General features: G+C 55.8%; 17 protein-coding genes and 2 tRNA genes. 7 read left to right on the top strand and 12 right to left on the bottom strand.

Going from position 1 to position 22,536, the window contains the following annotated elements:
- Positions 1-32: 32 nt before the first annotated feature.
- The 3 genes from WMO36_RS01050 to lysS form a co-directional block, all read right to left on the bottom strand.
- Positions 33-773, bottom strand: coding sequence for a phosphoglyceromutase (locus WMO36_RS01050; protein ID WP_003808215.1), 741 nt, complete (start codon positions 771-773; stop codon positions 33-35).
- 152 nt (positions 774-925) lie between these two features.
- Positions 926-2,026, bottom strand: coding sequence for a 1,4-dihydroxy-2-naphthoate octaprenyltransferase (gene menA / locus WMO36_RS01045; protein WP_302694943.1), 1,101 nt, complete (start codon positions 2,024-2,026; stop codon positions 926-928).
- 453 nt (positions 2,027-2,479) lie between these two features.
- Positions 2,480-4,156 carry a lysine--tRNA ligase gene (lysS, locus tag WMO36_RS01040; RefSeq protein ID WP_004219939.1) on the bottom strand — a complete coding sequence of 559 codons (1,677 nt, stop codon included), beginning with the start codon at positions 4,154-4,156 and terminating at the stop codon, positions 2,480-2,482.
- Positions 4,157-4,251: 95 nt separating this feature from the next.
- On the opposite strand from lysS, the gene WMO36_RS01035 reads away from it, so the two are divergent.
- The 4 genes from WMO36_RS01035 (at position 4,252) to WMO36_RS01020 (ending at position 8,694) form a co-directional block, all read left to right on the top strand.
- Positions 4,252-4,325, top strand: a tRNA-Pro gene (locus tag WMO36_RS01035).
- Positions 4,326-4,477: 152 nt separating this feature from the next.
- Positions 4,478-5,665, top strand: a complete 1,188-nt coding sequence (locus WMO36_RS01030) for an MFS transporter (protein WP_099570929.1) — start codon at positions 4,478-4,480, stop codon at positions 5,663-5,665.
- A 186-nt stretch (positions 5,666-5,851) separates the two neighbouring features.
- Positions 5,852-7,969 (top strand): DUF4037 domain-containing protein, encoded by a 2,118-nt coding sequence (locus tag WMO36_RS01025; RefSeq protein WP_349076457.1) that lies wholly within the window; start codon positions 5,852-5,854, stop codon positions 7,967-7,969.
- A gap of 77 nt (positions 7,970-8,046) precedes the next feature.
- Positions 8,047-8,694 carry a DUF4125 family protein gene (locus WMO36_RS01020; RefSeq protein WP_349076455.1) on the top strand — a complete coding sequence of 216 codons (648 nt, stop codon included), beginning with the start codon at positions 8,047-8,049 and terminating at the stop codon, positions 8,692-8,694.
- Positions 8,695-8,906: 212 nt separating this feature from the next.
- Here WMO36_RS01020 and WMO36_RS01015 read toward each other — a convergent pair whose 3' ends face one another.
- Positions 8,907-9,482, bottom strand: a complete 576-nt coding sequence (locus WMO36_RS01015; protein ID WP_349076453.1) for a hypothetical protein — start codon at positions 9,480-9,482, stop codon at positions 8,907-8,909.
- Between the two features lie 2 nt (positions 9,483-9,484).
- Positions 9,485-11,407, bottom strand: coding sequence for a PspC domain-containing protein (locus WMO36_RS01010; RefSeq protein ID WP_144164879.1), 1,923 nt, complete (start codon positions 11,405-11,407; stop codon positions 9,485-9,487).
- 113 nt (positions 11,408-11,520) lie between these two features.
- Here WMO36_RS01010 and WMO36_RS01005 point away from each other — a divergent pair, with 113 nt between their 5' ends.
- Both WMO36_RS01005 and WMO36_RS01000 read left to right on the top strand, forming a co-directional pair.
- A complete protein-coding gene (locus tag WMO36_RS01005) occupies positions 11,521-13,086 on the top strand; it encodes an ATP-binding protein (RefSeq protein WP_349076451.1) in 1,566 nt (521 codons plus the stop codon).
- Complete coding sequence (locus WMO36_RS01000) at positions 13,083-13,769, top strand: LuxR C-terminal-related transcriptional regulator (protein WP_250779009.1); 687 nt, start codon at positions 13,083-13,085, stop codon at positions 13,767-13,769. The genes WMO36_RS01005 and WMO36_RS01000 overlap by 4 nt, the downstream gene beginning before the upstream one ends.
- Positions 13,770-13,983: 214 nt before the next feature.
- On the opposite strand, the gene WMO36_RS00995 is transcribed toward WMO36_RS01000, so the two are convergent.
- From WMO36_RS00995 to serS, 6 genes are all read right to left on the bottom strand, one after another.
- Positions 13,984-14,544 (bottom strand): cysteine hydrolase family protein, encoded by a 561-nt coding sequence (locus WMO36_RS00995; protein WP_099570936.1) that lies wholly within the window; start codon positions 14,542-14,544, stop codon positions 13,984-13,986.
- 36 nt (positions 14,545-14,580) lie between these two features.
- Entirely contained in the window at positions 14,581-16,032 is a 1,452-nt protein-coding gene (locus tag WMO36_RS00990; protein WP_271724530.1) for a purine-cytosine permease family protein, read from the bottom strand.
- 115 nt (positions 16,033-16,147) lie between these two features.
- Positions 16,148-17,149, bottom strand: coding sequence for a PfkB family carbohydrate kinase (locus WMO36_RS00985; RefSeq protein WP_250779006.1), 1,002 nt, complete (start codon positions 17,147-17,149; stop codon positions 16,148-16,150).
- A 53-nt stretch (positions 17,150-17,202) separates the two neighbouring features.
- Entirely contained in the window at positions 17,203-18,246 is a 1,044-nt protein-coding gene (locus WMO36_RS00980) for an ADP-ribosylglycohydrolase family protein (RefSeq protein WP_494324457.1), read from the bottom strand.
- 404 nt (positions 18,247-18,650) lie between these two features.
- Positions 18,651-18,735, bottom strand: a tRNA-Ser gene (locus tag WMO36_RS00975).
- Positions 18,736-19,058: 323 nt separating this feature from the next.
- Entirely contained in the window at positions 19,059-20,345 is a 1,287-nt protein-coding gene (serS, locus tag WMO36_RS00970; protein WP_099570940.1) for a serine--tRNA ligase, read from the bottom strand.
- A 129-nt stretch (positions 20,346-20,474) separates the two neighbouring features.
- Here serS and WMO36_RS00965 point away from each other — a divergent pair, with 129 nt between their 5' ends.
- Positions 20,475-21,587 (top strand): diacylglycerol/lipid kinase family protein, encoded by a 1,113-nt coding sequence (locus WMO36_RS00965; RefSeq protein WP_271724528.1) that lies wholly within the window; start codon positions 20,475-20,477, stop codon positions 21,585-21,587.
- Between the two features lie 57 nt (positions 21,588-21,644).
- Here the strand turns inward: WMO36_RS00965 and WMO36_RS00960 are convergent, their stop codons facing one another.
- Complete coding sequence (locus tag WMO36_RS00960; protein ID WP_302146351.1) at positions 21,645-22,511, bottom strand: PRD domain-containing protein; 867 nt, start codon at positions 22,509-22,511, stop codon at positions 21,645-21,647.
- Positions 22,512-22,536 lie beyond the last annotated feature (25 nt).

Genomic DNA, 22,536 nt, shown 5'->3' with positions numbered 1-22,536 from the left:
ACGCGACTACCTGCGTATCAATCGCAACAAACTCACTTCTGGCCCTGAGCGGCGACAGCGGCGGCACCGGCGGCGGCGGCCTCCGGATCCAGGTACTCGCCACGCGGCTTGATCGGCTTGAAGTTCTCGTCCAGCTCGTACAGCAGCGGCATTGCGGTCGGAATGTTGACCTTGGCGATCTCCTCTTCGGAGAGGTTGTCAAGCATCTTCACAATGGCGCGCAGGGAGTTGCCGTGAGCGGCGATCAGAACGGTCTTGCCAGCCTTCAGCTCCGGCTCGATGTCGGACTTGAAGTACGGCTCAACGCGCTTGACCACATCGGCCAGGCACTCAGCTTCCGGAACCGGATCGCCGGTGTAGCGCGGATCATTGTTCTGCGCGTACTCGTCGTTCGGATCGATTTCCGGCGGCGGGGTAGCGTAAGAACGACGCCACAGCATGAACTTCTCGTCGCCGTATTCCTGACGAATCTCGGTCTTGTTCTTGCCCTGCAGAGCGCCGTAGTGACGCTCGTTCAGACGCCAGCTGCGCTTGACCGGAATCCACAGACGATCTGCCTCATCCAGAGCCACGTTGGCGGTGTTGATGGCACGACGCAGCATCGAGGTGAAAACGATATCCGGAAGGACGTTCTTCTCCTTGAGCAGGCGGCCGCCGTTCTTGGCTTCCTCGACACCCTGCTCGGTCAGCGGGACGTCGACCCAGCCGGTGAACTGATTGGTTTTATTCCATGCGCTCTGTCCATGACGGAGCAGTACTAGTTTGTAAGTCATACCTGCCAGTCTACCGCCTAGCACGCCCAACACAACCGTCGATGACGATTATTTGGTTACGTTCATGCAACAATTTTCATTCTGTTGCATGCCGTTTGCATCATCAGGCAATCGCCGGTGCTCAATGACGAAATCGTAAATGCAGGATGCAGCTACGCCATGAAACCGGCCTGACAGGCATTGAGCACGAACGCGCCGGCTGCGACCAACGAGGTCATCGAGCACAATGGCAACGCCCGATGCCACTGGTCATGCCGGACGGCCGCGACGGCACGAGTAGCAATCGCCACACACCCTGCGATGGATACGAACGCCGCAAGGCTCATCCAATCGGCGTTTCCCCACGACCAGTCACCGCATATGCCATATTCCGTGCATGAACGGTCGCGATCCACCTCCGCAGGCAGCTTTATGAGCAGATCCAGAAGTTTGGCATACACCGATAATGGCATGGCGAAAACCACCGTCAGACCAGCAGCCCATCCCAGCGCACGCATGCACCAGCATTTGCCCTTCCCACTGCCGATGCGCACCATCAGCGTGCGCTTGCCGTGCGCGGCGTCATCTTCGAGATCGCGCAGGTTATTCACCATCATGACGCTGACGGACAGCAGGCCGCAGATCACCGAACCGGCCACCCCCGTCACGGTGATCGACCCGCTTAGCGCATACTGCGTGCCGAGGGCTGGAACCAACCCGAAGAATACGAATGCCGCAAGTTCGCCCAGACCCCGATATCCGTAAGGATGCCGACCGTTGGTATATCCCCAGGCCGCCACCAGACAGGTTACGCCAAGCGCTATCAGCCACCAGCGACCAGTTATGACGACAGCGACCAGTCCGGCGGCACAGGCGGCTAAAGCAGCGACCGCGGCAGCCAGCAACACGTGACTGGGATCCACTCCGGAAGCGACCAACCGCCGAGGTCCCGCGGCGTCACTGCCTCGTCGGGCGTCCGTGCCGCGTACACCATCGGCATAATCGTTGAGATAATTCACAGCAATCTGCAGACCGACCGCCACCACGGCGCACAACATCGCAACGACCGCAAACCACGGCCGAGAAAACGCACAATACCCCAGTACATCACCAGCATCATGCTCTTCCAGCAATCTTCCCGGAAAAGCTGGGCACGACCGCAGGCCACCCAAAGCCTCCCACCGCCAACTGGCGGCAACGCCGACCAGAACCGGGGCAAGACCCAGCGGCAGCGTTTGAGGGCGAGCGCCACGAATCCAAGTCGATATTTGCATGGACACCATTCTATGTGCGGTCCAGTTTTCCTGACGTCCCCATTGTTGAGTGAGCCATATGGATTCGAATTTACCATCGTCATTCTTAATCGGCGGCTACTCGGACGGCGGAGGCCGCTCATCATGTTTTTGATTCGCACGCGGACCCGCCGCCAGCCAAAAACAGAAGGGGCTGACGGCCGAGTAGGTCGTCAGCCCTTTCAGTCCGTATCAAGTTTATTGCGAACTGTGCTTCGCCTTAATTCAGCGGCTTCAACTGAAAAGGAAGGTTACGGCGGGAGAACAGCCCACAGGGCTGTTCTCTTGATCCGCCTTCACGTGAAGCCAATATGAATTAAGGCTTCGCCTTAATTCAGCGGCAATTTTATAAGGATGGCTCCGGCTGGAGAACAGTCCACTGGACTGTTCTCTTTTCAGCCTCGCGTGAAGCCGATTTTGAATTAAGGCTTTGCCTTAATTCAGCGGCTTCACCAGCGGGAAGGTGATGGTTTCGCGGATGGTGGCGCCGGTCAGGGCAATCAACAGTCGATCGATGCCCATGCCCATGCCGCCTGCCGGAGGCATGCCCACGCCGAGCGCCTCGAGGAAGTCCTCATCGATATCGCAGGCCTCTTCGTCGCCGGCGAGCGCATCCTTGGCCTGGGCCACGAAACGTTCACGCTGCACAACCGGATCGTTCAATTCGGAGTAGCCGGTGGCCAGCTCGAAGCCACGCACATACAGATCCCACTTTTCGACCACTCCCGGCTTGGAACGGTGGCCCTTGACCAGCGGGGAGGTTTCGACCGGGAAGTCGCGCACGAAGGTCGGCTCGAACAGCTTGTCTTCGTAGAAGTGCTCCCACAGGTGTTCGACGAGCTTGCCGTGGTTCTCCACATCGTCGCGTTCCACGCCAAGCTTGTCGGCAATGGCACCGAGATGTTCCACGGAAGTGCCCGGATTGTCCGGGCCGCCATTCGGCACGATTTCCTCGCCAAGTGCTTCGGAGAGGGAATCATACATGCTGATGGTCTTCCATTCGCCTCCGAAATCGTATTCGGAACCGTCGAGCAACGTCACCTTGTGGGTGCCGAACACGTCCATGGCGGTGTCTTGCACGAGCTGCTTGACGAGCGCGCCGATGGTGTCGTAGTTGCCGTAAGCCTGATAGGCCTCAACCATGGTAAATTCCGGAGCGTGAGTGGCGTCAACGCCTTCGTTACGGAAGTCACGGTTGATCTCGAACACGCGGTCGATGCCGCCGACTAGGCAGCGCTTGAGGAACAGTTCCGGCGCGATACGCAGGTACAGGTCAAGGTCGAACGCGTTCATATGCGTGGTGAACGGACGTGCGGCGGCACCACCGTGCACGGTCTGCAGCATCGGGGTCTCAACCTCGAGGAAGTCATGATCGGCGAAGGTCTTTCGCAGGGAGGCGACGGCCTTGGAACGGTTGCGCACCATATTACGCATCTTCTCATCGGCGATCATGCCGATGTACGGCTTGCGGGTGCGGGTATCCTCGTTCAGGTCCTTGTGCAGGGCCGGCAGCGGCTGCAATGCCTTGGCGGCAATAGCCCATTCGGTGGCGAACACGGACAGTTCGCCGGTCTTGGAGGCAATCACACGACCCTTGATGAACAGGTGGTCACCCAAGTCAACCAGCTGCTTGAACTGCTTAAGGGAATCAGCGCCGATCTCCTTCTTGGAAATCATGCCCTGAATCTTGGTGCCATCGCCAGCGGAAAGCTGCACGAAGCACAAGCCACCGGCGTTACGCAGGAAGAGTACGCGACCGGCGATGCCGACCACGTCTTCGGTTTCATCTCCGGCTTCAAGCTTGCCGTCATACTTGGCGCGAACCTCTTCAATGGTGGCGGTGACGTCGAGAGTCACCGGGTACGGCTGAATGCCGTCCTTAAGCATCATGGCACGCTTGGCCACGCGCATCTGCACCTGCTCCGGATGCGCCAGCGGGCCGAATTCCTTATTGCCCGGATCAACGGCTTCATCCAGGGTAGCGCCGTCATTGATCTTGGCGTAGATAGCCGCATCCTGCTGCAGCAGCATTTCGGCACGTTCCACCGTGGTCATAGCGGGAACGGCAGCCTCTTCATTCTGATTTTCTTGCGATTCGATGGTCTCACTCATAAGCCCACAGTGTACCGAGAAGCCACTACACCACACGCGACACGCCGTATTTGCATTACCTAAGCAATCGTGTAATATTTCCAACTGTTGCAAAACGGGCTGTAGCGCAGCTTGGTAGCGCGCTTCGTTCGGGACGAAGAGGCCGCGGGTTCAAATCCCGCCAGCCCGACAACTTAAGGCGGAACTTCGGTTCCGCCTTTTTTATTTCCAGCGCATCAGCGGTGCAAAACAGCATATGCGAGACGCAACCACCTGAAAAATCAAAAAAGCGCGTAAACAATCGCGCACACCAACACGCTTCACATTCATGGAGGAGAGACTGTGAAAAGAAGCATTCTGGCTTTGGCTTCCGGCGCCTTTATTCTTGGTGCCGCAGAATTCGTGATGATGGGCATTCTGCCCCAGACAGCCGCCGCCATGCAGGTCAGCATTCCTGCGGCAGGCCATTATATTTCCGCATATGCGATCGGCGTGTGCGTGGGCACGCTGATTCTGGTGTTCGGCCGTAAGGTACCGCCGAAGAATCTCATTATTCTGTTCATGATCATCGCGCTGGTCGGCAATACGTTGAGCGCGGTTTCGTTCAATTCCCCCATGTTGCTGGCGGCTCGTTTCATTTCGGGCTTGCCGCATGGCGCGTTTTTCGGTACGGCCACGCTGATTGCCAAGACTTTGGCCGATAAAGGCAAGGAAGCACAGTCCGTGTCGATGATGGTGACGGGTCAGACGGTTGCCAATATGTTGGGTGTGCCTGCAGGCACATTGCTTTCGGAAATGCTGTCGTGGCGTTTGGCGTTTGCGATTCTTGCCGCTTGGGCGTTGATGACGATGGTGTTGGTGATTGCGTGGGTGCCGTTCGTCGCGCCGATCAAGGACGCTGGCATTAAAGGGCAGTTCCGTTTCCTCACCCACGCCGGTCCGTGGTTTATTCTCATGGCGGTGTTCTGCGGTAATTCCGGTATTTTCTGCTGGTGGAGCTACATTTCGCCGTGGCTGCAAAAGGTCGGTGGATGGAATTCCTCGATGGTTCCCCTGTTAATGGTGCTTGCTGGTTTCGGCATGGTGCTTGGCGGTATTGCTGGCGGCCGTTTGACTGATTTGTGGAAGCCAGGTGCCACTGCTGGTCTTTCGCAGGCTATTGCCACGGTTGGTTTGCTGTTGGTGTTTTTCGTTCCCGGCAATCTCGTTACGACTGCATTGTTGACGTTCATGCTTGGTTTCGCACTGTTTTTCAACTCGTCTCCGCAGCAGTTGTTGATGGTGCAGGCCGGTGAAGGCGGCGGCGAGCTGATTGCGGGTGCAGCCGTACAGATCGCGTTCAATTTCGGCAATGCGGTTGGTTCGATCGTTGGCGGCGCCGCGTTGACCGCAACCGCCATGAACTACCATTACACCGGTTTGGCCGGCGCTCCGATCGCGTTGATTGCAGTGATCATGCTGGTCACGTATTCGCGTCGTTACGAAACACATACGGGCGCTATGAAGCGCCTGCGCAAAGTGCACGTCTGACATTCGACAGTCAGTTATTTCGATTATTTATGTTATGTAACGGGATATCTCATCACAATTATTATGCTGAGATATCCCGTTGTTCTTTTTACGACGTATCGAATGTCCCCATCTTTCGTTGTTTCGCCGTCTGCGATGCCGTCTGCAGTTCGGGAGATGATGGAAGTCACCGATGAAGGGATTGCGATGGCAGACAGTGATGTCAATCTGAATATGAATAATTGCGATGACGGTTGCGCAACATTTGATGTACAACGATTTTTGCGTGGTCTTGATGCGATTTTCGATGCGCATAAGGCTCCTGAACAGGCTGAACCGTATCTGCAGAAGGCACGAACCGAAGCCGAACACAGTCATGATGACGCCGGTTTGCTGACGGTGTTGAACGAAACGATGGGGTTTTACCGTTCGCAAGGTCGCCATACCGACAATCTGCCGATTATCCGCGAATCGTTAAGCATTGCGGATCATTTGCATCTTCAGGAAATCGACCCGCAGGCGTGGGCTACGACGCTGATCAACGCGGCCACGGGCATGCGAGCCGCAGGCCAGTACGAGGAGGCCGAACAGCTGTACCGTCAGGCGCTTGACGCGGCCACGTCCGCCTTCTCCCCCACCGACCGACGACTGGCCGCGCTGCACAACAACATGTCCATGCTGTACAGCGAAACCGGTCGTCTCAATCAGGCGAAGCGCGAGCTGGAACAGGCGCTGGAACTGTTGGAGCAGTCCTCCCCCGATGCGAGCGCCGATATCGACGTTGCCTCCACGCACACCAATCTCGCGTTGCTGCTCCTGCAGATGGACCGGCATTGGGCGGGCGACGCCATGCAGCACGCCCAGAAAGCGTTGACAATCTACCGTACCGGGCATTTGGAACATAGTGCGCATTATGCTTCGGCACTGGCCGGCTATGCGCAGGCATGCTATATGGCCGGCTGCCTGCAAGACGCGGTTTCCGGCTATGAACATGCGTTGAGCGTGATTGAGGAATGCTACGGACGCAACACCGACTACTATCACACGACTGCAGTCAATCTTGAAGTGGCAAAACAGGCGTTGCATAAGCACATGTCGTTATCGCATAAGACGCGGGAATCGCAAGAATATCAAGAATCGCAAGAATCCTTGGAATCTCAGCATTCACCGGAATCAAGCGAATATCAGCAATCAAGTGAACCGCACTGTATGGCAGAATCCGGCGCATCTTCGATTCCTGCGATTTCTCACCATATTTCAAGACTTGCTTTGTCTCGCGCATTCTGGAATGATCTCGGCAAACCGTTGGTTGCCGGCGCATATTCGGCATATCAGGGGCGGATTGCCGCAGGTTTGGTCGGTTATGGTTCGGAATGTTTCGGTTTCGACGATGAGTTGTCGCGCGATCATGATTTCGCGCCGCGTTTCTGCCTGTGGCTTACCGAAGAGGATTATGATGCGATTGGCGAGCAATTGCAGGCTGATTACGATGCGTTGAGTCGCGATTTCACTGTTGACGAGCAGGGCAAGCCGCATTTTGCAGGGCATGGTTCGGCTAATTCCGACGCTCTTTCCGCATCTCAATCGCCACTTACGCCGCGTGCGCAAGGCGAGTTCCGCCGTGATGGCGTGTTTCGTATCGGTGATTTCTTCGAGCGGATCACGCTGTTTCGTGAGGCTCCGGCACAGAACGATGTTGCATCTTGGCTAAGTTTGCAGGAAGATACGTTGGCCACTGCCACAAACGGTCAGGTCTTCGCCGACCCGTTGGGGGTGTTTTCCAAAACTCGGCAGGGGTTTAAGTTCATGCCGGAAGATGTTCGACTTTCCTTGATTTCCCAACGTTTGGGCATGATGGCTCAGGCTGGGCAATACAATCTGCCACGCATGTTGCAACGTGGCGATGGCGCTGCAGCGATGTTGAGCATTCATGAGTTTGTGAATGCCACGGCCTCGTTGGTGTTTCTGATCAATGAGCCGGTGAGCGTTGGGTATTTGCCGTATTACAAGTGGCAGTTTGCGGCATTACGCAAGCTGAGCCGCCGTATGGCAACAAGGCTGGCCGGCGTGTGCGAACAGTTGGAAGACATATTGCGATTGAGTTCCGCCGCATGTTTCGGTGGTGTCGGTTTCGGTGAGGGCGGCAAGGGTGCGAAGCCTGCGGCAAAGCACATTATCGCCACTGTTGAGCGCATCTGCAGTGATGTTGTGGATGAATTGCTGCGGGAGGGATTGACCGAATCCCACGAAACGTTTGTGGAATGGCAGCGGCCGTATGTTGAGAACCATATCAAGTCCGACGCGAGTTGTCTGCACAGCCTGTGACGTGCCTACAATCAAAAATCCATCGCAAGCATTGCGAATCAGAACAATAGTCAGACAAAATCAAGAATCGAAAACATATGAACGACACCGTAATTCCAGATGCAATGGATGCTTCCAATACAACGAATATTGTTGAATCCATTATCAAACTGGAATGGAATCAGTTTCAGCAAACTAACAATGAGGGCGGTCGCGCGTCCTGCCAAGGCAATTGGCCGATGTTCCATCAGATGCGTGCCAGTCAGTTCATGACGTGGCCGGAAGAATTGCTGCGCAGTTACCGGTCGGACCTGCAGGAAGCCGACCGTGTTGGACGTAATTTGGTGACGGAAAAGTATGGTCGCATGATGCAATCCACATATCCACAGGAGTATTGTGCAAACATTGCGCCGTATATTCCCCGGATTTCCGCGGATCGCAACGCCTTGCAGGAAGGCATCATAACAGTTCAGGTGTCGTGGGCGCGTGATTTTCGTGAGCGTTTTCCTCATCTTGGCGAGGCGATGCGCGTGCTGACCACTGTCGAAGATACGCCAGAGACCACGTCATTCGAAACGTATCTGCGCGGCGAATTGGGCACCTATTCCGACCGTACTGTGGCGTTATACCGCGACTTTGTGGAGCGTTTGCGGCATGAGCAGCGTAATCTCACCGAAGAGACGATTCGTAATACGGTTCGTTTGGCTGGATTCGAGGACTTGGCACAGGCTGAGGCCGCACAGTAAACACAGTGAAAACACACCGTGACAATTACTGAAAACTGCAGTAAGCCCCGTACATCACCATAAAAATGACCACCATGGTACGACCAAAATCCAACGTCAAGATGGAAAAGCAAGTGTTGGATTTGGTCATGCCATGGTGGTCACGTATTTGTTTGCGATGTCAGCCTCGATTTCGTTGGTGCGGCTGATATCAGGGGCTATTCAGCTGATTCTCACGATCGTTCCGAAACCGGTGACTTATCCGAATCAGTCGAAAAGGCCGTGGCATCCGAGCTATGGGGAGCGTCGAATGGATCGTCGCTGTCCGCATCCCCTCCATTCTTGGATCGGTTTGAACGCACCGCGCTGACTATCGCCCAGATCACGGCGACGGCGATAAGCAGCACGCCGATGCCTCCGAGCAGGAATACGAAGAACTGTTTCGGATCGCTGGCCCACCACCAGAGATTCATTGGCACATGCATGCCGCAAAGCAGCGTCACCACCCCCATGAAGCACGTGAACACGCCGAGCGCGATGGTCGAACCGCTTCTTCCGGAAGGTCTGATGATGTCGTCTCCAATCTGCCGATTCTTGCGCCCTCTATTCGCGCCGGCTGCCGAAGCGGTATAGGTCGGAACGCTTTGCGCTGGAACGGATTCCACGCGCGGCTTATCATCCTGCGTTGCACGCCCACTGCGCTGCGACTGGTCATACGTGGACTGCGCATCCACGGTATGCAACGTTTCGGTAGGCATATCTCCGGCATCAGCCATGACCGGCATTTCCTGGGTCTTGTCGTCGCTCATGGTCACTCCTTTCCCGCTTTGCCCAATGTGTTGTCGGACGCATACTGCACCGCGACGCTGCCGCCGACCGTTGCCATAGTATTGATCTGCAGTCCGGTTGGCATGACCGGAGCCTTGCCATCATCGGTGAAGCACGGCCAATATTGATGATTGTCGTAGATTTCGCGGTAGGCCTTATCTACATTCCCGTCTTTGAAGGGGGAATCGGTCCTAGTGGAATCGGCGCCGGTATCCATGCCATCTTCCGTATCGGTCTCATCATCGAAATCCTCGATGCCGGATTCGTCTCCGTACGAGCCGCAACTCCGATCGTAAGTTCCCAGCGCACGCTTTTTCACTACCGATTTCGTGGAATCGTTGCCCATAAGCGAGACATAGATATTGCCGGAATCCAACGTGAGCCCGTCCGAACTGCCGACGAAATCGGTGATGTTGTAGAAATTACCGTCAGCCCCGAACGCCCACCAGCAGCCGTTCGGCAAGGTCACCACGACCTGTGCGCTTGAGGCCACCACATTCAACGTTCCTGTAGGGCAGGAAGTCGTGCCCTGTGTGCCATCCTGAAGATCCACTTTGTGCGGACCGTTGTTTTTCGCGTAATCGCTTAAGTCGATATGCAGCACGTCGGTGGCGTAATCATTGCCTTGCGCGACGATGCCCTGCTCGTATTCGCTCATTTCACTGGCGGTGGAACCCATGGTGATCATTCCCGACACATTGACCCTCTTGTAGGATAAGGGAATGCCCGTGTTAATCCGATAGCTGAGCAGCGAATAACCCGCCAAAGCCATCACCATGACCAACGACATGAATATGGATATCCATGTCAGAGGATGCAATCCTCCCGTTCTTCTGCCCGCGAATCCGAGCGCGATAATAACGATTCCCGTCACCAGACAGATGCCACCGACGAATGCCGCGCATGCCTGCAACGTGTATTCGGTGCCCCGCTGCCCGCCTTGAACGCCGTACGTCATAATGCACCATACGCATAGTGCGCATGCGATCATCGCAAGACCGGACATCACCAACACCAGCAGCGGACCGGCTGGCTTGCGACGTCCATATCTTGGCGACGTAGGCGCCTGCGCTACCGGGGCCGCCGGAGCGGTGAATGTTGGAGGAACATTGGCCGTGGCAAAAGCGGCCGGACCATTGACCTGCTGTTGGTAGGCATGATATGGAGGCTGTTGAGGCTGAAGGCGTTGGGGCTGATGCGATTGCGATTCCGGTGACGAAGCCGTGTTGGCCACCCCGTTATATGCGCCGCTCGTCTGCATCGGCTGAGTATAAGGATTCGATTGCGCTGGAGACGGCGATGCAGGAGGCACCGGCTGTCCGTACGAAGGACTTCCATATTGAGGCTGACCATATTGCGGTTGACCGTACGGAGCCTGACCATACGGGGGCTGCTGCCACTGATTTGGAGGAACATTCGGCGCATAAATCTGCCTATTGAGCAGAAGCCACAGCACCAACGCGGCCAATGCGAAAGCAAACCATCCTGCCCCCGGCAAACAGATGGCAACAAGGCAGCACAACAGCGCGCCAATGCAATTCCAATCCCACTTGCCGTTAATCAAATCCTCAGCAAGAATCTGATTGTCGCGCTCATCCGGCAGCACAAACCACGCCAGGCCATAGAACGCGGCACCCGCGCCGAAAAAGAGTGTGGCAACCACCATAAGCGCACGAACCAACGTGGTATTCCAACCAAGACGACGTGCTATGCCATCGCACACGCCGCCAATCCAACGGTCATGTCCACGCTTGACCTGGCTGGAACGAATCCACGCGAAGAAACGGCCACCGCGGGAAGGTTGCGGCGAACCGTACGCAGGCTGCCGATGATACGGTTGTCCAGCAGAAGGCTGCGGCCCTGCGTTGCCGCGATCGCCCAGCGGACCATTGTTTGCATTGCTCATGGTTCCATTACAGCAACTCGCGCATGCCACATGTATCGGGGAACACCCTGAATCTGCCCTGAACACTATATGAATGCCCTGAAACAGCGTCCCCCACAGGGCACAATAGAAGTATGAAATCCTTAGGAAAACCGTGGTACACGCAAAGCCAGTACGACCAGGCGAGCGCCGTATATATGCGCTACCGCTGCGACCAGGCCCTGCATGAGGGACGTCCCATGCCGACGCAACCGGCCAAACTGCCGTTGATGCGCCCTTCATACGGACGCATGGGAGCTGGCGTGTGCAAGGCGATCAGCATGCATTTGGGCATTGCCGTGCTATGGGTGCGCCTGTTTTTCCTCGCCACCACATGTCTGTTCGGTGCGGGACTGATCGCCTATATTTTCCTGTGGATGGCGCTGCCCGTGGGTGATCCAGTCCAGCAGGCGTACATTATCGCAGGCAAGCGTTCACCATGGCAGGCACCGCTTTCCAGAGGCAACATGCCGTACGGAACATATCCTGTTTCCCCGGAATATCAATCTTTTACAGCTACGCAAGATGGTCCGCACCCGCAACCACCATCTTTTGAAGATACGACTGCATGCAACGACGGAACGCATGGCGATACGCAATCTTCCAGCGAAAACCTTTCACAGACACTGAAGAAAGCACCAAAACCCGCTTTGCTTGCATTAGCTGGTCTGATGCTGCTTTCCATCTGTTTCGTCATGTTTGCAGGCGGTGTTGAACGCACTCTGATTGTGCCCCTGCTGCTTGGTCTGGTCGGCATCGGCGTCTCCTGGTTGCGTTTCAATGCCGAAGAAGGTCAGTTATGGACGATGCTTGGCGGTATTGCGATTATTTTCGCCGCATACGCTTTGTATGTCAGTTCCTGCATGCATTTTGACGCGTTTTCCATGATTCGCATACTGTGCGCCGGTTTGGCACTGCTGATTGGCGCATTGCTTGCGATTGTGCCATGGATTATGGCACTGATTCGCGATTTGGGTACGGAACGCGCGTTGAAGGAACGCGAAGAGGAACGTGCCGACATGACCGCACATCTGCATGATGGAGTACTGCAAACGTTGGCGCTGATTCAGTTGCATGCCGATGATCAGCAGACGGTGTTTTCGCTCGCACGCTCGCAGGAACGCGAATTGCGTGAATGGCTGTATCAGGAACGCACCACGTCTGACCGTTCCGTGAACGCCGGTTTGAAAGAGATCGCCGCACATGTGGAAGACACGCATGGCAAGCCGATCGAAGTGGTGACGGTGGGCGACGCACGTCCAAGCGCGCAAACCGATGCGCTGCTTGATGCCACGCAACAGGCGCTTATCAATGCGGTGACGCATGGAGGCGAGCCGATTTCCGTCTACTGCGAGGCAAGCAGCAAATTGGTGGAAGTATTCGTACGCGACCATGGCAACGGATTTGACGTGAATGCGATTCCTGCAAATCGCCTTGGCATTCGTGAATCGATTATCGGACGAATCAAACGTCGTGGCGGTACAGTGGAGATCGTATCGAGACCGCAATGGGGCACGGAGGTGCGCATGCATATGCCAATCGCAGCCGCTCCCACAGGCACGACACCAAACGCGAGCGCAGATGCGAATGCAACCGCGCATGCAAACGTGAGCACGAATATGTCAACGAACGTGAATATGCCAACGGAGGAACAGCAATGAACGAGCAGGAACAGCAGATCCGAATCGCCATCGTCGACGATCATGAAATGTTCCGGGCGGGCGTGATCGCAACGCTGCAGCCACATTTCAACATCGTCGGGCAGGCCGCGGACGTTGAGGGTTCGGTGGCGATGATCGCCCAAACGAAACCGGACGTGGTGCTTCTTGATGTGCATGTTCCCGGCGGAGAGGGTGGCGGTGGTGCCGAAATCCTCATGAAATCGCGCGTCTACTCCCCCAATACCGTATTTCTGGCATTGTCGGTGTCCGATTCGCCGCAGGATGTTGGATCGGTGATTCGTGCCGGAGCGCAAGGCTATGTAACGAAGACGATTTCCGGCGATGATTTGATTTCTTCCATCAAGCAAGTACATGAGGGGTATGCCGTGTTTTCGCCGAAATTGGCGGGATTCGTGCTCTCCGCCTTCCAAAATGGCTCACCGGCAGGCATGGGCGGCTCGGCGAGCGGACCGATCCACGATGACGAGCTGGACCGCCTGTCGAACCGTGAGCAGGAAGTCATGCGTCTGATCGCACGCGGCTACACGTATAAGGAAGTGGCTGCAGAACTGTTCATTTCCATCAAAACCGTGGAAACGCACGTCAGTTCCGTACTACGCAAACTGCAGCTGTCCAATCGAACCGAACTCACCCGCTGGGCCGCCGACCGCCGCATCGTATAATAATCCGCCTTCCCTTTCATCCCATCTCACCCTATTCGACCCAACAAAAGCGCCAAAAAGCACCAACGGAAGTTCCAACGGAGCATTCCCCCGCTCACTGGAGAATCAGGACTTTCGAACGCTTTGAAAGTCCGTTTTGCTGCAATATGCATAAACGGGACTTACTGAAAAACTTCAGTAGGCCCCGTGGAAAATGGCTTGCTTGTAGTGTTTTTTACTTCAGAATAGTGTCAGTGTCGGTAACGGTGACCAGCGGCGTGAACAATGCCATGGTGCTCAATGCCATCTGATGGTTTTCTGGCGAACTGCCTGCACAAGCGTCAGCAGCAACGCGTACCGCTACACCATTGTCAGCCGCGGCGAGCACGGTGGTGAGCACGCAGCAATCGGTGGCGACACCACATACGGTAATCTTCTTAGCGCCTTTGATGGCTTCGCTCAGCACGCTTCCCCACTTGCCGAAGGTGTCGCAACTGACCACTGCATGGCCTTGCGCCAATTCCGCGGTATCCGCGGTGAGGTCGTACATCGGGTCGTCCGGAGCGACCAAAAACTGCGGCCAGTCCTTGAAATAGTCGATCCAAGCGTTTTGCGGCGGCTGCGGGGCGACATATCGCGTGTAGACCACGCGATCGCCGAACGCTTTGGCAAGTCGTGCGAACGCTTCATCAGTAGTGTGATAGGAGCTGTCCGGGCAAGCCCATGTAGACCATTCGCTTTCCGCGAAGACCCGCTGCCTATCGATGACCACCAGCCATTCATCTTCTGCGATCATGGCTTTTCCTTTCCTTGTATTATCGCAATAAGCAACTCATGCTTCCGAAACCGGCAAATCGGCTTCCTGCTTGGCGATATCACCGCGCTGGAAAATCAATGAGCCCGCAAGGCCAACGACCAATGCGACGATGACGCCGAGGTTGGCGGCGGCCCAACTACCGTCCTTGCCTCCGATGAGGAACAGCAGATAACCCTGCCAGTTCAGCCAGCTGGCAGCAGTGTTGACCACCAACCCCCAGCCGAGCACGGTACCAACGATGAGAATGGCAAAAGACTTGCCGTTCCACGCGCCGTAGCGACCCTTCGAATCGTACAGATCCGCAGTGCTGTAGTCCTTCTTGCGAATAATCACGTCAGCCACGAACATGCCGGCCCATACGGCCATCGGCACACCGAGGGTGGTCAGGAAGCCTTGGAACGGGCCGATGAACGTATCGGAGAAGAAGGTTACATAGACCACGCCAAGCACGGTCAGCGCCGCGGTGAACGCGGCCGCCACGGTACGCGGCAGCTTCACACCGAACGACAGCAGCGCAAGCCCGTTGGAATAATTGTCCATAATGGAGCCGGACATCAAACCGAGCACGGCCACAATGGTGTACGGAATCAAGTACCAGGTCGGCAGAATGGAAGCAATGGCGCCAATCGGATCATTTCCAACGTTTTCAGCCATATCGGCATTGGAAACAGCCAGCAGCAGACCGTAGAAAATCAGGAACACATTGGCGATGGACGCACCGAACGTGGTCCAGAACACAATGCCGCCATTAGAGGACTTGCGTGGCAGATAGCGCGAGTAATCGGCAGCGATGTTCACCCAGCCCAAGCCAAAGCCGGTCATCACGAAGAAGCAGCAGCCGAGCATGGCCGGCAATGATCCCGCAGGAACCGAGTTAATGGCGGAAAAGTCGATATGTCCCCAGCCGAGAATGAAGAAGCCGACGGTGATCACACCGGTCACGATGGTGATGACCTGCTGGCAGCGCATAATCAGGTCGTATCCGAAAATACCTGCGACCACCACAAGGCCTACCACCACAATGGTGGAGATGATCTTGGGCGCGGCGCCAGAGCCCCAACCGAGTTTTTCGATGGTGCTTGATAGCGCCAGCACAGCGGTGGTGGTCAGTGAAATCTCCCAGCCCAATGTTGCGATCCAGCTCAACGCCGCCGGCACTTTGGCACCTTCCACGCCGAACGTGGCGCGGGTGAGCACCATGGTGGGCGCGTTGCCGCGTTTGCCTGCGATGGAAATGATGCCGACCAGCAGGAACGAGACGACCACACCGATGATGGTCATGGCGGTGGCCTGCCAGAATGAAATGCCGAAGCCAAGCGCCCACGCACCGTACGACATGGCGAACATGGAGATGTTGGCGGCGAACCAAGGCCAGAACAGGCTGGCCGGCGTGCCCTTACGCTCCTCTTCGGATATGGTGTCGATGCCCTGCTCCTCGATGGAGAGGGTTCCTTTCTCATTGCTCATGTGAAACTAATCTCCTTGAATCTGCCGTGCGACACTGCGGGCAGGCTATATGCACGCCACATCAGCGCAATTGTGCACATGATATAACCACTTATAGTCATTTGTACTATAAGTCTTAGAACGATCCTCCCAGAAGCCGCTCAACCTCCTTTCGATCAGGGCAGGTAGCTGGCCCTCGCCGCGTCACAGCCAACGCCGAAGCGGCATTGGCGCAACGTACAGCATCCTTCAACGGCACGCCTTCGCACAGCAGGGCGCACAGCACACCTGTGTGACAATCACCGGCGCCATTGGTATCCACCGCCTTCATTGGAAAACCTGGAATTCGCAGCACTTCGCCACCGGGAATCGCCAACCACGCACCATCTGCACCCACGCGAACGATTACAGAAGATCGCAATCGATCGCACAGCCACGCAACCGTCTCTTCATTGACATTCGCGTTCTCAATCTCTTGCAAAATATCTTGCGAAACCTTGCAATCGCAAGAATTACCATTATCGAGCGCCGCCAAACGTCGTGCAATCAACATTGCCTCACGTTCATTGCACGACCATATCGGACGATATGCGAGCATCGCGCGAAAAACGTCATCATCAACCGTCGCGATCATCGGAGAAGGATCGAATACCGCAGTGAACTCACGATGTTCAGTCGTTCTTTTCGCAAAGGCAAGCAGTGCGTCCGCCGTGCGATGCACCAACGTATATCCACTCACATGCACGACATCCTGCTTTTCTGGATTCACGGAATCAAACGCATCGGCACTGCCATACGCTTCCGCACCTCTCGTCGAAATGAACGTCCGTTCAGCATTCGCATCGGTCAACGCCACGCAAAATCCCGAATCGCGAACGGCATCCCGCTTGCCAACATGCTGAATTCCTTGATTTTCCAACGTTTGCAGAATCTGCGAAGCCCATGGCCCCGTACCAATCACACCAGCATGAGATGCCTGAACACCCATACGGCGAACGGCATACAGCGTGTTGAAGCTGGCACCAACCTGCGTTTGCACATTGCCGGCGAACACATCTTCACCCGCACGCGGCACCGCGTCCACATTCATGGTCAGATCGACAATAACCTGCCCAAGAGAAATAACTTTTCCAGTCATTGCAATGCCTTTCGCACTTCCGCCATAGTTTCACCAACTACGGATCCTGCAGATCAAACGATATTTGCATCATTAAGCGCACTATCATCACGTAACGCGCTTAGCGACGTGACAGTGCCGACCAAATCAAGGTGACTATCTTCATCAAGTTGCGAAAGCACCCGATCAAGCATGGTTTCGTCGAAACCTTGCACACCATGCCACGCACCCAGCATCGCACCCGCAATAGCCGCAATGGTGTCAGTGTCGCCACCAACAGAAGCCGCGAAACACAAAGCATGCGTGGGATCGTCAAAAAAACGCGTCGCAATGGCGAAAGCGGCGGCCACGGACTCGTTCGACTCCACGCTGGTACCGCAATCCCGCTGCAGCACAGCAGCGAATTCGTCATCATTGAGCCTGCATCCATCAGTTTCGGCCCAATTCATGAAATACTGCACACGCGCAAGCACCGAGGCCTTTGCTGACCAATTGCCACGCTGCGGAAGCTTCTGCACGAATTCCACCGCGAGGTGCAAAAAGTCACGTTCTCCTTCAATGGCAAAGCTCACCGCCGCAGCCACCAAAGTGGTTGCCTCAATGCCCTGCACCGTGTTATGCGTCACCACACAGGATTGCCAGGCAGCGTCGGCGAGCGCTTGGCCCGGGCGGAATGCGACACCCACGGGAGTGGCGCGCATTGCACCGCCGTTGGTGGTGCCGAACCGGCCGGTCTCTTCCGGACTTACGCCTTCGGTGAGTTTTTGCAGCGCGGCTTTGGTGGAAGGTCCCAGCAGGTCAAGCGATCCCTTGGCCTTCATCGTGGCTTCCCATTGCAGCAAATCGTGAGCATATCGGCTGTTATCAATGCAGCCGTTATCGTCGATAAGTCGCTGTGCGAGCACAAAAGCCTGTTCCGTGTCATCGGTGACGGCACCGGCTTTCATATTCGGCGCGATCGGCTGCTGCGGCACGGCATTCATAAGCTTCGTGATCGGACCACCGTAATACCGGCGAATCTGCTCGGCCGACATGCTTTGCGTAGGCATTCCCAACGCATCGCCCAACGCAAGCCCAGCCATGGCCCCCATAGCCCGTTCTCTCACCTGCAAACTCAACGCAAACTCCTTTCTCCAACAGTGACATGCATGGTGAAATGGCTCGGATCAAGAAATGATCGAACATATTCCACAAGCTCCCCATCCGCATCAAAGCTGTGTCTTTCGGACAAAAGAAAGACCGAATCCGCGGTTTTCTCCAGTATCGACGCGTTTTCTTCCAGCGTCCCAAATCCTCCACCCACTGGAAGAATCGGTACGCTCACAGGACCGTCAGCGGGGAGATTGTTCCAGTGAATGGAAGAATACGGACTTTCACGCGCTCCCTAGCGGGAAGATTGTTCCAGTGGATGGAAGAATTAAGACTTGGACGGTGCTGAGCCGAACTTGGGTGGAGTTTACCCGGATTGCAGCAACAAAAAGGCTTACCGGGTGCTTAGAGCGCTCTCAGTAAGCCTTGTAGGCGGGTAAGGCGAGATTCGAACTCGCGGAGGCTTGCACCTCAACGGTTTTCAAGACCGTCTCTTTAGACCGCTCAGACACCTACCCATGTGCATCACGCACGAAACGCTAATATAGCACAACCCAAAGAACGAGGGGAAGAAAGCGAGCAAGAATAAAGGAAGAATGCGGTAAAAACAAAAAAGAAGGGACCCGCTCAACCGCGAGTCCCTTCCCATAAGCCAGAAAAGCCAGAAATCGGCAAGTGCCAAATGCCAGACATCCTCAGACTTCCGTATTTCGCATTTCAGAAGTCCGCTTCGACAGTTCAGCAGCTGAGCAACTCAGTGGAACCGATAAACAAACCCGAGTCGCCAAACTCAACCGAGCAATCCAAGCTATCAGACTCTGCCAAGCAAACCCAAACTCTATCAGGCTTCCCACTTGGTAGGCTCGATGACTTCCTTGCCACCCATGTAGGCACGCATGGCCTGCGGGATGACAATGGAGCCGTCTTTCTGCTGGTGGTTCTCGAGGATAGCAACCAGCCAACGGGTGGTGGCCAACGTACCGTTCAGCGTGGAAACGGCGCGGGTACCGCCATCTTCCATACGTTCGCGAATGTTCAGACGACGCGCCTGGTATTCGGTGCAGTTGGAGGTGGAGGTCAGCTCGCGGTAGCGGCCCTGGGTCGGAACCCAAGCCTCGCAGTCGAACTTACGAGCCGCGGAGGAGCCCAGATCGCCAGCAGCGGTGTCGATAATGCGGTACGGCACCTCAACCTTGCCGAGCATCTCCTGTTCCATGGCCAGCAGGTGCTCATGCTCCTTGTAGGAGTCCTCCTGCTTGGTGTAGACGAACATCTCCACCTTGTCGAACTGGTGCACGCGGATGATGCCGGAAGTATCCTTGCCAGCGGCGCCGGCTTCACGGCGGTAGCAGGAGCTCCAGCCGCAGTAGCGCAGCGGACCGTTGGACAGGTCGAGAATCTCGTTCTCGTGCATACCTGCGAGCGCCACTTCGGAGGTACCGACCAAGTACTGCTCGTCAGGTTCACGCAGACGGTAGATTTCGTCGGCGTGGGAGTTGAGGAAGCCGGTGCCGCGCATCACTTCCGGACGCACCAACGTCGGGGTGATGGCCAGCGTGAAGCCATGCTCCTCGGCCTGGTCCACAGCCATGGTGAGCATGGCTATCTGCATGCGGGCCACCTGGCCGCGCAGGAAGTAGAAGCGGGAACCGCCGACCTTCACGCCACGTTCCATATCAATGCCGGCAACGCCGCGACCGAGGGTCAGGTGGTCCTTCGGTTCGAAACCTTCAGCTGCGAAATCACGGATCTGGCCAACCTTCTTGACCACCACGTAATCGTCTTCGCCGCCTTCCGGAGCTTCCGGCTCAACCACGTTGGAGAGCTTCCACATGGCGGTGGTGTACTTTTCGGCTGCGGCGTCCGCTGCGGCCTTGTATTCGGAAACCTTCTGGGAGAGTTCCTTGGTTTCGGCAATCAACTTGGCCTTTTCGTCGGCCGGAGCCGCGGCGACCTTCTTGCCAATTTCCTTCTGCTGCGCACGTGCAGCCTCAAATTCCTTCAGAGAGGAACGACGAACCTCGTCAGAGCGCAGCACCTCGTCGACCAGTTCGACCGATTCGCCACGCTTGCGCTGGGATTCCTTAACAACGTCAGCATGTTCACGAATGAATTGGATATCAAGCATGATTCCTAGACTAGTGCCGAAAGCCGACACTCGCCGCAAGCCTCTCGTTTTTGCATACAACGTGCAGGAATCGTCGAATAAATCGTGCTTGATTCGCTTTTTTCGCGTCTTACGTGAACAATAGGTGACATGCCTATGCCAGTTATCATTGTGATTGTCGTTCTTGCGGTCGCAGCGGTGTGCACGTCCGTCTTTTTCGCGGTGCGCGAATATAAGCGCCGTAGGCTTGCCAAGCAGCTCGACAAGCGCGACGACGATCAGGTGCACTATGCGTTCGTGATCAATCCGTCAAAGCCCCAAGCGGAACAGCGCAAACAGCATATTCAGGAGTTCTGCGAAGCGAAGCATCTTACGCAGATCGAATATATCGAAACACAGCTTGATAAGGATGGTCGCGCCTGCGCGTTAGAAGCGTTGGAGCATGGCGCCGATGTAGTGGTCGCGGTTGGCGGCGACGGCACGGTGCGCACGGTGGCGAGCGCGCTTTCGGGAACCGGCCACGCGCTGGGCATCATCCCTATTGGCACCGGCAATCTGTTTGCCCGCAATATGGGCATTCCCGTGGATGATATCGATGCGGCGTTGACCGTTGCAACGTCTCACGGCTCGCGTTTGGTGGATGTCGGCCGTTTGACGTTGCTCGATGATGAAACCGCCGATCATGGCCATGCGTTCCTTATTATCGCAGGTATCGGATTCGATGCGGTGATGATCGATGACACCGATCCTGAGTTGAAGAAGAACATCAGCTGGCTCGCCTATTTCGTGTCGGGCGTGAAGAATCTGTTCGCCCCGAAGTACAAGGGAGACGTGACCATCACCAGCGCGGATGGCAGCACGCACACCACGCACGGACTGACGTTCCGCACGTTCATGGCTGGCAATTGCGGTCAGATTCCGGTGTTTTCACTCATGCCCGACGCCGTATACGATGATGGCATCCTCGATTATGAGATTATTGACACGTCCGGCGGTTTGATCGGTTGGGCGAATCTGTTTGGCGATGTGCTGCATCAGACGATTACCGGCAAGGCACAGCAGAGTCCGCTTTCCACGAATTCCACGGTTGACCAGATTCAGGGCGTCAGCGCGGAAATCAAGTTGGAGAAGCCTGTTTTGGCGCAGGTTGACGGCGATATGCTTCCCGAAACGCAGCATATTCGTTTCAGCGTGGAACGTAAGTCGTTGTGCGTGCGCGTGCCGGAAGCGCACGAAGCCAATACTGCCAATGTAAATCAGTAACTATTAATCGTAATTATCAATAATTATTTATTACGATGATTATGCATTTTATGCAGGTTATGCATTGATATTGTCATTCTCATGCGATTCCGCCGCATGAGAAGTCACTCGTGCGATATGCAAGGTGAGATAGGCGATTTCCGCTTGCGAAAGACTTGCATTCAGTCGCATTTTGATGATGATCGCGAGTTTGTTCGCGCAATCCGATGCTTTCGGATATGAGGTTTTGATGGATTCCACGATTGGTTCAGGCTCGTCATCAAGCTGTTCATGTTGGTGGATGCGCACAAAAAGATAGCGCAGATGCGTAATGAAACGCGCCACATTGACGCTGCGCTGGTCAAGGTTGATACCGTAATAGCCTTCGATGACCGTCAGCATTTGCTGGATGACGCCGGTCATGGTGTATGTGGCGGAAAGATCTCCGGTGGAGAAGCCTGCATTGACCAGATGCAAGGCCAAAGCCACAGCTTCACAATCCGGCAGGGCGCCGCCCAGGTACGTGTTCATCGCATCGACCAGAGCTTTGCCTTTGGCGTATTCACTCGCGTAGAGCGAACGCACTTCGGCTTCCAGTGGATATTCGATTGTTTGCTTGTTTTGCGATCGACGAATCGCACCGCAAACATGGTCGGATAACGCCAGAACCAATGCAGGCTGCCTGTCAGCCTGTTCCTTCAGACCTGTGCGGTTCATGGCGTCCGTAACGAGACGAATGATTTCGGGCGGGATCCCGGCCACCTGTTGGGCCATATGGTCGGGATCCTTGCCATCTGCGGGAACGAACCGACGGACGATCTTCGCGTCGTCAACATGCTGGCCGGGCTTGGCTTGGAAGCCTATGCCGCGACCAGTGAGAATCACCTCACCATTGCCGTCTTTTGCCAGTACGACATTATTGTTGAATACGCGAAGAACGTCCATGCCGGTCCCTTCCGACTATGCGATT

Origin of the sequence: Bifidobacterium hominis (assembly GCF_040095915.1) — a bacterium.
Classification (GTDB): Bacteria; Actinomycetota; Actinomycetes; order Actinomycetales; family Bifidobacteriaceae; genus Bifidobacterium; species Bifidobacterium hominis.
The sequence above is the reverse complement of the archived record's forward strand: the minus strand, read 5'-3'. Positions and strand labels throughout refer to the sequence as shown.

Bases quoted from the DNA above. Each gene is read 5' to 3' on its own strand.
- WMO36_RS01050 (WP_003808215.1), bottom strand. From the start codon at position 773: ATGACTTACAAACTAGTACTGCTCCGTCATGGACAGAGCGCATGGAAT.
- menA (WP_302694943.1), bottom strand. From the start codon at position 2,026: ATGCAAATATCGACTTGGATTCGTGGCGCTCGCCCTCAAACGCTGCCG.
- lysS (WP_004219939.1), bottom strand. From the start codon at position 4,156: ATGAGTGAGACCATCGAATCGCAAGAAAATCAGAATGAAGAGGCTGCC.
- WMO36_RS01025 (WP_349076457.1), top strand. From the start codon at position 5,852: ATGGCAGACAGTGATGTCAATCTGAATATGAATAATTGCGATGACGGT.
- WMO36_RS01020 (WP_349076455.1), top strand. From the start codon at position 8,047: ATGAACGACACCGTAATTCCAGATGCAATGGATGCTTCCAATACAACG.
- WMO36_RS01015 (WP_349076453.1), bottom strand. From the start codon at position 9,482: ATGAGCGACGACAAGACCCAGGAAATGCCGGTCATGGCTGATGCCGGA.
- WMO36_RS01010 (WP_144164879.1), bottom strand. From the start codon at position 11,407: ATGAGCAATGCAAACAATGGTCCGCTGGGCGATCGCGGCAACGCAGGG.
- WMO36_RS01005 (WP_349076451.1), top strand. From the start codon at position 11,521: ATGAAATCCTTAGGAAAACCGTGGTACACGCAAAGCCAGTACGACCAG.
- WMO36_RS01000 (WP_250779009.1), top strand. From the start codon at position 13,083: ATGAACGAGCAGGAACAGCAGATCCGAATCGCCATCGTCGACGATCAT.
- WMO36_RS00995 (WP_099570936.1), bottom strand. From the start codon at position 14,544: ATGATCGCAGAAGATGAATGGCTGGTGGTCATCGATAGGCAGCGGGTC.
- WMO36_RS00990 (WP_271724530.1), bottom strand. From the start codon at position 16,032: ATGAGCAATGAGAAAGGAACCCTCTCCATCGAGGAGCAGGGCATCGAC.
- WMO36_RS00985 (WP_250779006.1), bottom strand. From the start codon at position 17,149: ATGACTGGAAAAGTTATTTCTCTTGGGCAGGTTATTGTCGATCTGACC.
- serS (WP_099570940.1), bottom strand. From the start codon at position 20,345: ATGCTTGATATCCAATTCATTCGTGAACATGCTGACGTTGTTAAGGAA.
- WMO36_RS00965 (WP_271724528.1), top strand. From the start codon at position 20,475: ATGCCTATGCCAGTTATCATTGTGATTGTCGTTCTTGCGGTCGCAGCG.
- WMO36_RS00960 (WP_302146351.1), bottom strand. From the start codon at position 22,511: ATGGACGTTCTTCGCGTATTCAACAATAATGTCGTACTGGCAAAAGAC.